Source organism: Mesorhizobium sp. M0514, from assembly GCF_040321145.1.
Taxonomy (GTDB): domain Bacteria; phylum Pseudomonadota; class Alphaproteobacteria; order Rhizobiales; family Rhizobiaceae; genus Mesorhizobium.
Genome location: NZ_JAMYQZ010000003.1, coordinates 101,958 through 115,834 on the forward strand (window position 1 = coordinate 101,958; position 13,877 = coordinate 115,834).

Annotated in this window: 14 protein-coding genes; 6 read left to right on the top strand and 8 right to left on the bottom strand. The window is 63.0% G+C overall.

Annotated features, from left to right (window positions below):
* Positions 1-51: 51 nt before the first annotated feature.
* The gene (gene leuA / locus NKI61_RS02240; protein WP_352838792.1) at positions 52-1,728 is read right to left on the bottom strand and encodes a 2-isopropylmalate synthase; all 1,677 of its coding nucleotides are present in this window, start codon (positions 1,726-1,728) and stop codon (positions 52-54) included.
* Between the two features lie 482 nt (positions 1,729-2,210).
* Between leuA and NKI61_RS02245 the strand changes: the two genes are divergently transcribed.
* Genes NKI61_RS02245 through NKI61_RS02255 form a run of 3 tightly spaced genes read left to right on the top strand, consistent with a single transcriptional unit; the run spans position 2,211 to position 4,473 of the window.
* Positions 2,211-3,377 (top strand): ATP-grasp domain-containing protein, encoded by a 1,167-nt coding sequence (locus NKI61_RS02245; protein WP_352838765.1) that lies wholly within the window; start codon positions 2,211-2,213, stop codon positions 3,375-3,377.
* Between the two features lie 5 nt (positions 3,378-3,382).
* The gene (locus NKI61_RS02250) at positions 3,383-4,159 is read left to right on the top strand and encodes an esterase family protein (RefSeq protein ID WP_023683642.1); all 777 of its coding nucleotides are present in this window, start codon (positions 3,383-3,385) and stop codon (positions 4,157-4,159) included.
* The gene (locus tag NKI61_RS02255) at positions 4,159-4,473 is read left to right on the top strand and encodes a nuclear transport factor 2 family protein (protein ID WP_031208974.1); all 315 of its coding nucleotides are present in this window, start codon (positions 4,159-4,161) and stop codon (positions 4,471-4,473) included. The genes NKI61_RS02250 and NKI61_RS02255 overlap by 1 nt, the downstream gene beginning before the upstream one ends.
* A gap of 10 nt (positions 4,474-4,483) precedes the next feature.
* Here NKI61_RS02255 and NKI61_RS02260 read toward each other — a convergent pair whose 3' ends face one another.
* On the bottom strand, positions 4,484-6,019 hold the full coding sequence (locus NKI61_RS02260; protein ID WP_352838766.1) for an MFS transporter: 1,536 nt from the start codon (positions 6,017-6,019) through the stop codon (positions 4,484-4,486).
* 146 nt (positions 6,020-6,165) lie between these two features.
* Here NKI61_RS02260 and NKI61_RS02265 point away from each other — a divergent pair, with 146 nt between their 5' ends.
* Positions 6,166-7,062, top strand: coding sequence for a LysR family transcriptional regulator (locus NKI61_RS02265; protein ID WP_352838767.1), 897 nt, complete (start codon positions 6,166-6,168; stop codon positions 7,060-7,062).
* Positions 7,063-7,115: 53 nt separating this feature from the next.
* Here the strand turns inward: NKI61_RS02265 and NKI61_RS02270 are convergent, their stop codons facing one another.
* From NKI61_RS02270 to NKI61_RS02290, 5 genes are all read right to left on the bottom strand, one after another.
* Positions 7,116-7,868, bottom strand: coding sequence for an SDR family NAD(P)-dependent oxidoreductase (locus NKI61_RS02270; protein WP_352838793.1), 753 nt, complete (start codon positions 7,866-7,868; stop codon positions 7,116-7,118).
* A gap of 45 nt (positions 7,869-7,913) precedes the next feature.
* The gene (locus tag NKI61_RS02275; protein ID WP_352838768.1) at positions 7,914-9,002 is read right to left on the bottom strand and encodes an AbrB family transcriptional regulator; all 1,089 of its coding nucleotides are present in this window, start codon (positions 9,000-9,002) and stop codon (positions 7,914-7,916) included.
* An 80-nt stretch (positions 9,003-9,082) separates the two neighbouring features.
* Entirely contained in the window at positions 9,083-9,391 is a 309-nt protein-coding gene (locus NKI61_RS02280) for a putative quinol monooxygenase (RefSeq protein WP_352838769.1), read from the bottom strand.
* A 79-nt stretch (positions 9,392-9,470) separates the two neighbouring features.
* Positions 9,471-10,250 carry an SDR family NAD(P)-dependent oxidoreductase gene (locus NKI61_RS02285; protein WP_352838770.1) on the bottom strand — a complete coding sequence of 260 codons (780 nt, stop codon included), beginning with the start codon at positions 10,248-10,250 and terminating at the stop codon, positions 9,471-9,473.
* A gap of 73 nt (positions 10,251-10,323) precedes the next feature.
* Positions 10,324-10,752 (bottom strand): DsrE family protein, encoded by a 429-nt coding sequence (locus NKI61_RS02290; protein WP_023669972.1) that lies wholly within the window; start codon positions 10,750-10,752, stop codon positions 10,324-10,326.
* A 100-nt stretch (positions 10,753-10,852) separates the two neighbouring features.
* On the opposite strand from NKI61_RS02290, the gene NKI61_RS02295 reads away from it, so the two are divergent.
* Together NKI61_RS02295 and NKI61_RS02300 are read left to right on the top strand one after the other, a co-directional pair.
* Positions 10,853-11,950, top strand: a complete 1,098-nt coding sequence (locus tag NKI61_RS02295) for a hypothetical protein (RefSeq protein WP_352838771.1) — start codon at positions 10,853-10,855, stop codon at positions 11,948-11,950.
* A gap of 28 nt (positions 11,951-11,978) precedes the next feature.
* Positions 11,979-12,683 (top strand): DUF4272 domain-containing protein, encoded by a 705-nt coding sequence (locus tag NKI61_RS02300; protein WP_352838772.1) that lies wholly within the window; start codon positions 11,979-11,981, stop codon positions 12,681-12,683.
* 244 nt (positions 12,684-12,927) lie between these two features.
* Here NKI61_RS02300 and NKI61_RS02305 read toward each other — a convergent pair whose 3' ends face one another.
* Positions 12,928-13,875 (bottom strand): cation diffusion facilitator family transporter, encoded by a 948-nt coding sequence (locus NKI61_RS02305; RefSeq protein ID WP_352838773.1) that lies wholly within the window; start codon positions 13,873-13,875, stop codon positions 12,928-12,930.
* Positions 13,876-13,877: the final 2 nt, after the last annotated feature.

Consider the following 13,877-nt stretch of genomic DNA (forward strand, 5'->3'; position numbering starts at 1 on the left):
GGCAAATGGGGGATTTCCGGGCGCCGCGGACATTCGGCGCCCGGGAAAATATCAGCCGGCCTTGCGGCCGATTATCCGGTTGGCGGCCGAAACAACGGCTTCCAGCGAGGCGGCGACGATGTTGGTGTTGATGCCGGCGCCGAACAGCTTGCCGCCGGGATATTCCATCTCGACATAGGAAATCGCCGAGGCGTTCGAGCCGCGCTGGAGCGAATGTTCGGAATAATCAAGCACCGACATGTCGACGCCAACATGACGCGACAGCGCATCGACGAAGCCGTCGATCGGGCCGGTGCCGGAGCCGGCGATTGTCGTCTCCTTGCCGTTGTCGAGGATCACCGCCTCGACCACGCGCCGGCCCTTTTTCTCGGTATCGGGATAGGTGTGATGGTCGAGGAACTTCAGTCGTGCGCCGGGCTGGTCGACATAGGTTTCAATAAAGCGGTCATGGATGCGTTTTGCCGGCACTTCCTTGCCTTCGGCGTCGGTGATCGCCTGGATCTCCTGGCTGAACTCGATCTGTAGGTTGCGCGGCAGATTGAGGCCGTAATCGGCCTGCAGTACATAGGCGATGCCGCCTTTGCCCGACTGCGAGTTGATGCGGATGATCGCCTCGTAGCTGCGTCCGACATCGGCCGGATCGATCGGCAGATAGGGCACTTCCCAGACCGGCGTGTTGGCCTTCTTCAAGGCCTTCATGCCCTTGTTGATGGCGTCCTGGTGCGAGCCGGAAAAGGCGGTGTAGACGAGTTCGCCGACATAGGGATGGCGCTCGGAGATCTTCAGCTGGTTGGAATATTCGTAGACGTCCTTCATCCGGTTGATGTCGGAGCAATCCAGATGGGGATCGACGCCTTGCGTGTACATGTTGAGCGCCAGCGTCACGATGTCGACATTTCCGGTGCGCTCGCCATTGCCGAACAGCGTGCCTTCGACGCGGTCCGCACCCGCCATCAGGCCGAGCTCGGTGGTGGCGATGCCGGTGCCGCGATCGTTGTGGGGGTGCAGCGAGATCAGCAGGTTCTCGCGGTCGTCCAGGTTGCGGCACATCCATTCGATCCGGTCGGCATAGATGTTGGGCGTCGACATCTCGACCGTCGACGGCAGGTTGATGATCAGTCTGTTGTCGGCTGTCGGCTTCACGATCTCGGTGACGGCGTTGCATATCTCCAGCGCGACTTCGAGCTCGGTGCCGGTAAAGCTTTCGGGCGAATATTCGAAGCGATAACCGCCGCCGGCCTTGGCCGCCATGTCGGTGATCATCTTGGCCGCGTCGGTGGCGATGCGCTTGATACCGCCGACATCCTTCTCGAAGACGACGCGACGCTGCAACTCGCTGGTCGAATTGTAGAAATGCACGATCGGGTTGGTGGCGCCCTTCAGAGATTCGAAGGTGCGGGTGATGAGTTCGGGACGGCACTGCACCAGCACCTGTAGCGAAACATCAGCCGGCACATTGCCTTCCTCGATGCACCAGCGGGCGAAATCGAAATCGGTCTGCGAGGCCGAGGGGAAACCGATCTCGATCTCCTTGAAACCCATGTCGAGCAGCAGGGCGAACATGCGCGCCTTGCGCTCATGACCCATCGGATCGATCAGCGCCTGGTTGCCGTCGCGCAAATCGACCGAGCACCAGACCGGTGCCTTGTCGATGACCTTGTTGGGCCAGGTGCGGTCGCTGAGACCGACCGTCGGGTAGGGCTGGTATTTTCGGGCCGCGCCCGGCATGTGGCCGGCCGCGCGTTTTACGCTTTCGGCTTCGCCGGCGCGGATGTCTTCTCGTGCGTTCATCGTCTTGTTCTCCCGGCGGCTCGCGGATCGGTCTTCGGACGGATTCCAGGGCGAGCAGCGCCTTATCAGATTTTCGTTCGCTTGATGTGAATTGCCAATTTCTGAACTGGCCAAGGAGCGTGCGCGCAAGCGGCGGTTCGACCGCCGGGCGCTCCTTCAGCGAACCCGGCGATCGCCGATAAGGCCGAGAAGAAGCAGGGTCGATGCCAGCGCGCGCACGGTCTCGCCGGCAAAGCCGGTCGGACGGGAAGCGACGGAGGAGACGCGCGTGTTCATGGCGGGTTTCATACAGGAGCCGCCATGGACAGGCAAGTGGGCTGCCATTCCACCACTCGCGAGCACTCTTCCCCATGCGCGGCAAATGCGCCAGACTTGCGTGTAGCCGGGGCCGCAATGCTTCGCCGTCTGAGGGGTCATCCGTGAATTTCGTTTTCTTCTCGCCGCATTTTCCCGCCAACGGCGCCGATTTCTGCGACCGGCTGAAGAAGGCCGGCGCCACGGTGCTGGGCATTGGCGATGCGCCTTATGAGGCGCTGGACGGCAAGCTGAAGGTGGCCCTGTCGGAATATTACCGCATCGCCGACATGGAGGACTACGATCCGGTGTTCCGGGCGATGGGTCATTTCATCCACAAATGGGGCCGCATCGAGCGCTTCGAGTCCCTCAACGAGCATTGGCTGGAGCTGGAAGCCAACATCCGCACCGACTTCAACATCTACGGAACCAAGCTCGATTTCGTAAAGAATTTGAAGCGCAAGAGCCGCATGCGTGCATTCTTTCGCACGAGCGGCGTCGACACCATCGCCCAGCGCAAATGCTCCGACCGGGCCGGTGCCATGACCTTCATCCGCCGCGTCGGCTATCCCGTGGTGGTGAAGCCCGATTCCGGTTCCGGCGCCTCGAACACCTTCAAGATTTCCAACGCCAGGGAACTTGACCAGTTCTTCAGAGACAAGCCCGAGGACGTGACCTTCGTCATGGAGCAGTTCATCGAGGGGCTGGTGGTGACCTTCGATGGGCTGGTCAACCGTGACGGCGAGGTGGTGCTGGCGGCCAGCCACCGCTACGACCAGAGCATCATGGAAGTGGTCAACAAGGATCGCCACATGAGCTACACCTGCTTTCCCAAGGTCCGACCGGCGATCGAAGAGGCCGGCCGCAAGATCCTCAAAGCGTTCGACGTGCGCGAGCGCTTCTTCCACATCGAGCTGTTCGAAACCAAGGACGACCGCGTCATCGCGCTTGAGGTCAACATGCGGCCGCCCGGCGCCTGGATGACCGATGCGATCAACTACACGTTCGACATCGACGTCTACGCGGCCTGGGCGGACATGGTGGTGAAGGATGCCGCCGGTGGTCCTTATGAGGGCAAGTATTTCACCGCTTATGCCAGCCGCAAGCGGCGCCTCGACTATTTGCACAGCCATGAGGACGTGATAGCCGCGCATCGCGACAAGATCGTCCATCATCAGCCAATTGAAGAGGTTTTCAGCCGCGCCATGGGAAATTACGCCTACCAGATGCGCTCGAAAGACGAAGCAGCACTGCGCGCGGCCGTCGCCTACATCCACGCGGAAAAGGCTTAGACGCGATGGACATCTCCTATCACAAGGGTTTCTCCGGCAATCTCGGCCGCGACATGGAATACAAGCGCTACGGCCATGCCGGCCGGCCGGTGGTGGTGTTCCCGACGTCGCAGGGGCGGTTCTACCAGTTCGAGGATTCCGGCGGGGTTGGAGCGCTGGCCGAATTCATCGATACCGGCCGCATCCAGCTGTTTGCGGTCGACGGCGTCGATTCGGAATCGTTCTTCAACAAGCATGCCGGCGCCGCCCACCGTATCGGTCGCCACGAGGCTTATTTCCGATATGTGCGCGAGGAGGCGCTGCCGGAGTTTCTGGCGACCGCTGAGCAAGCCAATGGCGGGCGCAAATTAAAGCCGCTGTTCACCGGCTGTTCGATGGGCGGTTATCATTCCTCGAACTTCGTCTTTCGCTTTCCCGAACTCGCCAGCGGCGTCATCGCGCTGTCGGGCGTCTATTCGGCGGGCGACTTCTTCGGCAAGGCGCTGGAAGGTGATATCTTCTACAATTCACCGCTCGACTATCTGCCCGGCACCGTAGACCCAAAGCTGCTTGCCCGGCTGAAGTCGCTGAGGATGATCTTCTGCTGCGGGCAGGGCGCCTGGGAAGAGCGGATGCTGGTCGAGACGCGCAGGCTGGAACAGATCCTGCGCGACAAATCCATTCCCGCCTGGGTCGACTATTGGGGCGGCGATGCCAGTCATGACTGGCCATGGTGGCACAAGCAGCTGGTCTATTTCTTCGGCCGCTGGCTGGATGACGATCTGATGCACCGGCTCGATTGATGGCCACACCCGAACCTATCCGCCGCTTTATCGAGGCCACCAATGCGGGTGATAGCGAAGCCGTTCTCGACACGTTCACAGCCGACGCGTCCCTGACCGACTGGGGGCGGTCCTTCCAAGGCCGCCAGCAGATCGCGCGCTGGAACCAGTCGGACAATATCGGCGTGAAGTCCAATCTTCGCATTGTCCGCATCGCCGAGGTCGAGGGCAGCTACCGCGTCCGCATTGCCGTGAAAGGCAATGGCTTCAACGGCGAGGGTGACATGACCTTCGTGCTGGACGGCCACCGCATAGCCAGCCTCGTCATCTCCTGACGCGGCTCAGCTACCCTTCCTGGCAAACCGGCAGAGCAATGGTCTCGTGTTCCACCGCCGATCCACGGCGCAAGCCGAGAAAGACGACAAGGGCGGTGACGATGGTGATTGCCGCCAGCACGATCAGCAGCCTGTCGAACGCGATCTCATAGGCCTGGACCAGGACCGTGGCTCCGGCACCCGGCAAGCGGGCTGTCGCTTCGCCGATGTTGCCGGTCACCAGCAGCTGCGCGGCGGCGGTTGCATCCAGGGAAGATGCCGTCCCCTGAGCCGCCAGTTGGGCTGCCGTGAAACCCGACAGGACTGCCATGACGATCGCCAGCGCCACGCCTTCGCAAGCGACGCGGGTGGTGTTGAAGATGCCGACCGCCATGCCGGCACGCTCTTTCGGCACGACGCCGACGGCAAGTCCGTCCATCAGCCCCCAGGGCAAGGCGATGCCGACGCCTATGAGGATCAGCGGCGCCACCAGCGCTGCGACGACAGGCGGTGTCAGGCTCAGCCAGACAAGGCCGCCGGCGGCCACAAGCAGGCCGACACCGCAGATCGTTGCCGGAGCGGTCCAGCGCGCTACCTGGCCGGCGAGCAGTGGCAGGATCAACAGCGGTCCCGACAGGCAGATCATCAACTGCCCCGCCTTGATCTCGCTCATCCCCTCGATGCCGATGAAGCGGATAGGCAACAGCACCAGCAGGACGACGAAGCCATAGGCGGGAGCGGCCGCCAGGAACTGGACGCCGACGAAGCGGGGAAAGCGGAACAGCGAGAGATCGAGCATCGGCCGGCGCACGCGCCGCTCGACGACGACGAAAGCGGCAAAGCAAAGGGCGGCCGCCACGAGAAGCGCGATCACCAGGGGATCGGTCCAGCCGCTCTGCGGCGCTTGCAGCACGCCGTAGGTCAGCGATGCCAGCGCGATCGTAAAGGTGCCGGCTCCCGCCCAGTCGAGGCCGGTCGCATCCGGATCGCGCGATTCCCTGATGGTGCGCAGGCCGAGCAAAGCGGCTGCAATCGCGAGCACTGCCACCAAGACGAAGATCGAGCGCCAGCCGAAAGCATCGATGAGCAGGCCCGACGCGATCGGCCCAAAAGCGAGGCCGATGCCGAAACTGGTGCCGAGGAAGGAGAAGGCGCGCAGCCGCAATGGCCCATCGAATTCCTGGGCAAGAGCGGAGGCGCCGCCGGCAAAGGCGGCGGCACTGCCGAGCCCTTGCGCAGCCCTGAGCACATCGAACCAGACGATATCAGGGGCAAACATCGATCCCAGCGATGCCAGCACATAGGTGGCGAGGCCAACAAGGAAGAGCCGCTTGCGGCCATGATTGTCGGCCAGCGCGCCTGATGCCATCAGGGTGGCGGCGAAGGTCAGCATGAAGGCGTTGGTCACCCAGTTGAGCGCGATCGGGCTGCCGCCGAGGTCGGCCGCAATGCGGGAAAGCGCGACGGCCGGGCCGGTGAAGGTCAAGGGCATTGTCATGGCGGCAAGGCATACCGACAACAGGACAAGCCATGGCGCGACCGCGCCGTTTGTGGTCTTCGGGGTCATAATTTTCCTATCTGAACCAGGATCCGCCGGCCTGCCGCAAGCTTGCTGCGCCGGTCGTAACGGGAAGATAGGCTCGCGACACTTCGAGAAAAATAGTGTTAAATCTCCAGATATACCGGACTGAAACGCTCGAATGGAGAGATGCGGTGGAACGCCTCAATGGGCTCCTGGCCTTTGCCCGCACGGCTGAGTTTGGCAGCTTCATCGCTGCGGGCCGCACGCTCGGCATCTCGGCATCGGCCGTCGGCAAGAGCGTCGCCAGGCTCGAGCAGGATCTCGGCGTAAGGTTGCTTCAGCGCAGCACGCGCCGCATCGGGTTGACCGAAGAGGGCAAGCTGTTCAACGAGCGGGTGCGGCGCATCCTCGACGACATCGACGATGCCGAGGCGATGCTGTCGCGGAGCCGCGAAACACCGCATGGGCGGCTGCGCGTTTCGACGCCGATCGTGACCTATCATTTGCTGTTCCCGGTGCTGTCGGAGTTCATGGCGCGCTATCCCGAAATCGAACTCGACATCGACTTTAACGACCGCCTCGTCGACCTCATCGACGAAGGCGTCGACATCGCGATCCGCAGCGGCGACCTGCCGGATTCGCGCCTGGTGGCGCGGCCGCTTGCACCCTTCCGGCTGCTGTTGTGTGCGGCACCCTCCTATATCGAGCAGCACGGCAACCCGAGCGGCCCGGACGATCTCGTGAACCATTACGGCATCCGCTTCCGCTTTCCCAACAGCGGCAAGCTGCAAGGCTGGCCGTTCATCGGCGGCAGCGCCGAGCCGCAGGTCCGCTCGATGCTGACCTGCAACAACACGGAGGCGCTGAAGGGCGCCACGATGGCCGGGCTCGGCATCAGCTCGATGCCCGATTTCCTGGTCCGCGAGGCGCTGCGTGACGGCTTGCTGCGCACGGTACTGGACGACCATGTCGATGGCCGCGGCCAGTTCCGGTTGCTTTGGCCGTCCAATCGCCATTTGTCGCCAAAGGTTCGCGCCTTCGTCGACTTTCTTCCCGACCGGCTTGCCGCGACGCTGAGCGGCTCTTGAATTAGTCCTTCGCGGCCGACAGGGACGGCGACAGCAAGGAACAGCGGCGCTTCTCAGTAGGTGGCGCGGCCGCCGGAGAGATCGAACGTTGCGCCGGTGGTGAAGGAATTTTCGTCCGATAGCATGAAGGCGATCATCGCAGCCGCCTCTTCGACTTCGACGAACCGGCCTCGCGGCACCTTGCCCAGCATATAGGCGACCTGGGCCTCGGTGAGCTGTTCGAGGATGCGGGTGCGGGCGGGCGATGGGGTCAGCGCATTGACGGCGATGTCGTGGCCAGCCAGTTCCTTACCGAGCGATTTTGTCAGCGCGAGCACGCCGGCCTTGGCGGCGGAATAGGCGGCGGCATTCGGATTGCCTTCCTTGCCTGCGACCGAGGCGATGTTGACGATGCGGCCGTAGCTGCGCGCGATCATGCCGGGCACCAGGCGCTTGCAGCAGTAGAAGACGCCGTTGAGGTCGATGTCGATTATCTGGCGCCAGGCGGCAGGATCATAATCCGCCACCGTCGCTGCCGGTCCGGCGATGCCGGCATTGTTTACCAGCAGATCGACCGGACCAAGCGAGCGCTCGGTTTCCGTCGCGGCGCTGTCGACGGCCTCCATCAGCGATTGATCGCACAGCAAACCCTCGACCCGGCCGAGCGGGGCGAGTTCGGAAACGGCCTTCGCCATGGCGGTCTCGTCCACATCCCAAATGGCGACGCTGGCGCCCGATGACAGCAGTCGCCGGGCGACGGCAAGGCCGATGCCTTGCGCGCCGCCGGTCACCACGGCGACCCGGCTCGAGAGATCGACGGCATTCACACGACGGTTCATGGGCACTTTTCCTCTTCCCTGCATATTTGAATCTCAGTCCCTGACGGCTCTCGCCACCAGCCGCGCTATGCTCGGCCCGGCGATGAGCACGACCAGGAAGCGGGCCGACTGCAAGGCCATGACGAAGGATATGTCGACGTTCTGGGCGGCGGCGGCAATGATGGCGACGCTGTCCATGCCGCCGGGGCTGGTCGCGAGATAGGCGGTCAGCGGATCGATACCAAGGACGTGGCTGATCAGCCAGCCTAGCCCGCCGCAAAAGGCGATCAGCACGACGATAGAGCCGACGATCTGCGGCAGCGCCCGTGTCGCATGACGCAGGATCGCCCGGGTAAAATTCAGCCCTATCGACCAGCCGACCATCGCATAGGAGAGCGCCAGCAGCCATGGCGGCAATTGCATCGCCACGCCGAAGCCGAGATGGACGATGGTGCCGATGATGAAGGTGCCGAGGAAGAAGGGTGACGGCAGCCGGCACAACCGGCCGAGCAGGGCGCCGACCAGCGCCACGCCGAGCGTGGCGGCAAAGGCTGCCGGTTCGATCGGCGGGAACCAGACGATGGCTGGTACCTCGATGCCCGAAGTGTCGACCCACATCTTGGCGACGAGTGCTGCCGTCATCGAGACGAAGATGACGCGCAGATACTGCATGAAGGCGACGAGGCGCTGATCGGCGCCGAAGGCACCGGCCATCAGCACCATGGCAGTGGCAGCACCCGGCGACGAGCCCCAGACCGCGGTGGTGCCGGGCAGGATGCGCCAGCGGCTGATCAACCAGCCAAGCAGGCTGGACGCCGCAAGGGTCGCCAGCACCACGACAAGGACCAGCGGCCATTCCTTGTAGAACACCGAAAAAATGTCGGTGGAGATCGACGCCGCGACCAGACAGCCGACCAAGGCCTGGGCGGCGGCGAACAGCGGCCGCGGCACGCGCACCGTGGCGCCATTGGTGCCGGCAAGGATCGCCGCCAGCATCGGGCCGATCAGCAGCGCCGCCGGCAGTGCGGCGTATTCCAGCGCGCCGGCGAACAGCAGCGAGACGATCAGCAGCACCAGCCACTGCCGAACCGGACGCATGCCCGCCATGCGTTCGACGGCCGGTTGGTCTGGCGAAGAGTCCATGTTTGGGTCTTAGACCTGGAAGAGAAAAATGCGAACGCTGTCTCGGAAGAAATTCACGACCCCGACCCCGCGTTGGGATGTCACTCGTTTTTGATGGCGGGCAGGCCGAAACCGCCGGCCGGATGGGTCTCGACCTGGAATTCGAAGCCGGCGATGATCGGCCGGGCCTTGGCGATCGCTGCCTGGACCTCCGGCAGCTGCAGCGAAGCCTTGTGGCTTGCGGCGTCGGTCCACACTTCGGTCACCCAGATCGCGTCGGCATCGGCCGGGTCGCGGGCGATGACATAACTCAGGCAACCCGGCATGGCGCCGGTCGAGGCGAGCAGCACATCCATGATCGCGTCGCGCTGGCCGCGCGCCACCCGCATCTTTCCGATCAATCCGTACATTGCCTCTCCCCTTTCTTCCAACCTCAGCAAACGTGCGCACGACATGCATGGTTTCGAGACGCAGTATGCAATTGCCGGCTCACGGCATCAACTGGCCACCGTTCACCTCGATGACCTGACCGGTGATGTAGCCGCTCAAAAGATCGGAGGACAGAAACAGATAAGCGCCGACGCAGTCTTCGGCCGTGCCGGCACGCCCTTGAGGAATGGTGGCGACCATGCCCTTCATCTGCTCGTCGGTGGAATAGCGCTCATGGAAGGGTGTCGCGATGGTGCCCGGCGCCACCGCGTTGACGCGGATGCCGAAGCCGATCAGTTCCTTGGCCATGCCGCGCGTCACATTGGAGACAAAGGCCTTGGCCGAACCGTACAGCCCGGCGCCGCCGCCAGCGCCATTGCGCGCCGCGATCGACGAGGTGTTGACGATGAAGCCGCCCTGCTTCTTCAGCCATGGCATCGCCTTGCGCGAGGCCGTCAGCACAGAGCGGGCGTTGAGGTCCATCACCGCGTCGTAGTGCGCCTCGGTCTGCTCCGCATAAGGTACGCGGCCAAGCATGCCGCCGGCATTGTTGACCAGCCCGTCGAGCCGGCCGAAATGCTCTGCGCTCTCCTCGACGACACGCTCGACATCCGCGGCCTGCGAGAAGTCGCCCTGGGTTAGAAACACCTCGCCGCCGTCATCGCAGATGGTCTTGGCCAGCGTCTCGGCCGCCTCGCGGCTCGAATTGTAGTGCAGCGCGACACGGCATTTCTGCGCGGCATAGGCGAGCGCGAGGGCCGCACCTATGCCGGTCGAAGCGCCGGTGACCAGCACCGCTTTGCCGGCAAGATCGGGGATGACGAGGGTGGTCGCGGTCATGAGCACTTTCCTTCGGGCTGTTTGGCCACCCTTCGTAGGCTCTCATGGCCTTCACGTTCAAGCCCGTGGCGGCTCAGGGCCGGAGATAGGCGTAGCCCTGGCGCTGCAGTTCGGCGAGCTTGACGACGCCGCCCTTGTCGGCGGCGTGGAAGCCCTCGAGCAGGTCGGCAAGCGTGATCTCCATGCCTTGCATGGTGTTGCCGCAGGCATGCGGCTCAAGGCCCTGTTGGACAAGGCCGGCAAAGCGTCCCGAGATCGCCGCCGATATGCCTTTCGACTTGAAGCCGGCGAGGGCCGGACCATGCACGACCAACACGATGTCGACATTGCCGCCGGTGCCTTCATAGTGGTTGTTGATGTTGCCGAGCACGAAGTTGACCTTATCGAGGTCGCTGAGGTGATAGGCGACCTTCGGTCTGTCTTCAGCGGCGGCGGCCCGGCTCAGCCCGAACAGGCCGGCGGCACCGGCAAGGCTGGCCCGGAACATGTCGCGTCGACGCATGGCATCCTCTCGGCTTGGCGCTCCCCGCAAATTGCGTGGCTGCGGCCATGATACTAGCATAAATTCACGTTACGTCCTGTCGATGCGAGGAGGGGGTCACATGGCGTTCAGGAAGTGGAAGGTTGTTGCCAGCGCTGGATTTGGCGCCGTGCTGCTCGGCGCGCTTGCGGGTTCGGCCGCGGCCGACGATGTGCTTAAATTACCCGAACTCAGCCCGAATGGCGCCGATGCCTGTTTCGGCCGCGTCTATGATGCGGCGCACCTCAAGGCGCATCCAAAGCAGAAGGTGGCGCGGATCTTCTTCCTCTATGGCCATGATCCGGTGAGCCATCCGAACGAGGAGCCGATGGCAAACGCCGACACCTCCTACAACGGTTTTCTCACCACCATGGTGCGCGGCGCCAAGGCGCCGCAATGGGCCGGCGGCTGGTGCAATCACGAGTCCGAGGACGGCAAGTCAGGTCCGATCCGCTGCGGCATGGACTGCGACCGCACCATGGCGTCGCTGAAGCTCGATGACAAAGGCCGCCTGATCCTCACCGACGTCTCGTCCGATCTCTATCTCGACGCCGGATCGGAAGACGAACTGGGCGAAGCCGAATATGACCGGCAGGCGCTGGGCTCGGAGGACGATAATTTCCGCCTCGACCCGATGCCGGCCGCAACCTGCCAGGCTGAGTTCGCCAAGATCGACCCGATCGATCCGGCGCTGGGTGCGCCGTTGCGCGAGCGGCTGAAGCCGGACCAGCCTTTCTGCTTCGGACGCGATTACGATGCCGCGCACCTGAGCTCTCATCCCGACCAGCTGACGCAGTCGATCCGGGTCTTCCGCGGACCGGTCGAGCTTGCCTCCTTCGCCTCAGGCGGCGATGTCACAAATTGGCCCGACGGCGCAGACATCGCGGTTTCGGTGACCACCAGGAAGAACGGCGCCAAGGTCACGCAGACCTATTCCTGCCAGGGCGAAGCGGACCAGTGGCGTTGTGCGGCCAGCGCGAAGATGAGCGATTTCTCGTGCGACATCAGCCAAAAGGAAATCTACCTCAAGCGCGGCGCCAACGGCACCATGATGCTCGCCAATCCCAACAGCAGCCTGGCGATCGTCGATTTGTGCTCGAAGACGGCGGATGGCAAGACGAAGTCGGACGACAAGGTTTACCGGTTGGAGGCCATGCCGCAGTCGGCGTGTGCGCCTTAGTCACTTTAGCAGCCATTTGGAAATGAATATGATGCGTCGCAGCTTTCTTGGTTTTCTGACTTCCTTGGCTTTCATCGGTTCCGCCAACGCTGAAGGCGAGGCTGAGGCTCGCAAGGCGGCCTCAACAGCACAGTTGAAGAAGGAGGGCGTGCCGTTCATCGACCATTTGCCGACGATCGAAACCGCAGCCGAAAGTCGGCGACGAACGAAGGACGAGGTGGTTAAACGCGCCATCGCACTGGTGATCGTGGCCGTCACAGCGGAGACCAATGATCGAAATCTTTTAAGCAACTTGATCAGCCAGTTTGGAGCCGAAGGGTTTTTTACGCCCAAAGAGCAAGCGTTTGTCGGTAACCCCGTTGCAACCGAGCAAGATCGCGCAAATTTTAGCTGGCGCTATGAAGGGGCTTTCGTAATGTTGTGGGCGTTGCAAGTCTTCAAAAACCTTGGGCGTCCAGACAAGCCTTGCGATGTGTCACAATTGGTTTCGATTTTGCGTGACCTCGACACGGAAGGGCTGCTCAAGCGGGCCAATTTGCGCCCGCAAAGCGACCTTCTCGATGCTGCCGATCTGATCTATCAGTACGATTGGGCTGTGGTGGATGCGCGGGTGAATGGGAAAGCCGCGCCGGCGGGATTGGAACCAGGCGTGGTTGTCGAACGTCATTACGCGCTCAATTGGCTGATTGGGTATATGGGGCAGGAATGGGATGACATCTCGACCGACACATGATGAGCCGGTCGCAAGCGAGGTGCTACCTTGGATCGGACTTCGCTTGCCGAGTATGGATTTTCGCCTGATTACGGTTTTGCCGAGGCCGAGCTGGCGCGCGTTTGAGCAGCAGGCGCTGCCCGATTTGGAGGCAATCAACGCCTGGATGTAGCCATTGGCGGGCTACCCCACATGGCGGTAATGGCGCGATCGATCCGGCGAGGTCGGCAGATCCTCGCCCGAGGATGATGCCCTGAGTTTTTCCTCACGCGAACGGCACCGCCGTCGTGCCTTTCGGCAGCTTCGCCTCGTCGTCCGGTTCGACATGGATGGTGACGCGCACCGAGGGGATTTCGGCCTTCAGCGCGTCCTCGATGCGGTCGCAAATGACGTGGCTGGCGCCGACCGTCATGTCGGCGTCGACGACCAGGTGGAACTCGATGAAGGTGGCGCGGCCGGCTATGCGGGTCTTGAGGTCATGAACCTCCAGCGCGCCCTTGCAATTGGCCGAGATGATGTCGCGAATGTGCATGTGTTCGGTCGTGTCCACTGCGCGGTCCATCAGCCCGTTCATCGACGAGCCGATGACGTGCCAGCCCTGCCACAGGATGTTGAGCGCGACGATGACGGCAAGCGCCGGATCGAGGATCTGCCAACCGGTCAGGATAGCGCCGACGAGGCCGCCGAAGACGCCGACCGAGGTCACGACGTCGGTCATGATGTGCCGGCCGTCGGCGACCAGCGCCGGTGATTTTGCGCTGCGCCCGGCGCGGATCAGCGTCCAGGCCCAAAAGGCGTTGATGACGGTGGCGACGCCGTTGATCGCCAAGCCCTCCCAGGGTTGTTCGAGCGGGGTCGGCGTCTGCCAGGAGCGCCAGACCTCGTTGAGGATCAAAAGCGCGGCGAGCACGATCAGCACGCCTTCCAGCACCGCCGAAAAATACTCGGCCTTGTGGTGGCCGAACGGATGGTCCTGGTCGGCCGGCTTGTAGCTGACCAGGACCGCCCAATAGGCGGCGGCCGAGGCTATGACGTTGACGATCGACTCCAGCGCATCCGAATAGAGCGCAACGGAGCCGGTGACGTACCATGCGGCAAGCTTGAGCGCGAGCACGACGCAGGCGATGACAATCGACCAGAAGGCAAGGCGGGCAATCCTTTGCCTTGCCTCCGCCTTCGCTGCGATCGCCGCCATGTCGTCCGTTGCCGCCATCG

Excerpts from the sequence above, each read along its gene's own strand:
- NKI61_RS02275 (WP_352838768.1), bottom strand. The coding sequence starts at position 9,002 with ATGGACTCTTCGCCAGACCAACCGGCCGTCGAACGCATGGCGGGCATG.
- NKI61_RS02260 (WP_352838766.1), bottom strand. The coding sequence starts at position 6,019 with ATGACCCCGAAGACCACAAACGGCGCGGTCGCGCCATGGCTTGTCCTG.
- NKI61_RS02305 (WP_352838773.1), bottom strand. The coding sequence starts at position 13,875 with ATGGCGGCAACGGACGACATGGCGGCGATCGCAGCGAAGGCGGAGGCA.
- NKI61_RS02290 (WP_023669972.1), bottom strand. The coding sequence starts at position 10,752 with ATGCGTCGACGCGACATGTTCCGGGCCAGCCTTGCCGGTGCCGCCGGC.
- NKI61_RS02280 (WP_352838769.1), bottom strand. The coding sequence starts at position 9,391 with ATGTACGGATTGATCGGAAAGATGCGGGTGGCGCGCGGCCAGCGCGAC.
- leuA (WP_352838792.1), bottom strand. The coding sequence starts at position 1,728 with ATGCCGGGCGCGGCCCGAAAATACCAGCCCTACCCGACGGTCGGTCTC.
- NKI61_RS02300 (WP_352838772.1), top strand. The coding sequence starts at position 11,979 with ATGATGCGTCGCAGCTTTCTTGGTTTTCTGACTTCCTTGGCTTTCATC.
- NKI61_RS02255 (WP_031208974.1), top strand. The coding sequence starts at position 4,159 with ATGGCCACACCCGAACCTATCCGCCGCTTTATCGAGGCCACCAATGCG.
- NKI61_RS02250 (WP_023683642.1), top strand. The coding sequence starts at position 3,383 with ATGGACATCTCCTATCACAAGGGTTTCTCCGGCAATCTCGGCCGCGAC.
- NKI61_RS02285 (WP_352838770.1), bottom strand. The coding sequence starts at position 10,250 with ATGACCGCGACCACCCTCGTCATCCCCGATCTTGCCGGCAAAGCGGTG.
- NKI61_RS02295 (WP_352838771.1), top strand. The coding sequence starts at position 10,853 with ATGGCGTTCAGGAAGTGGAAGGTTGTTGCCAGCGCTGGATTTGGCGCC.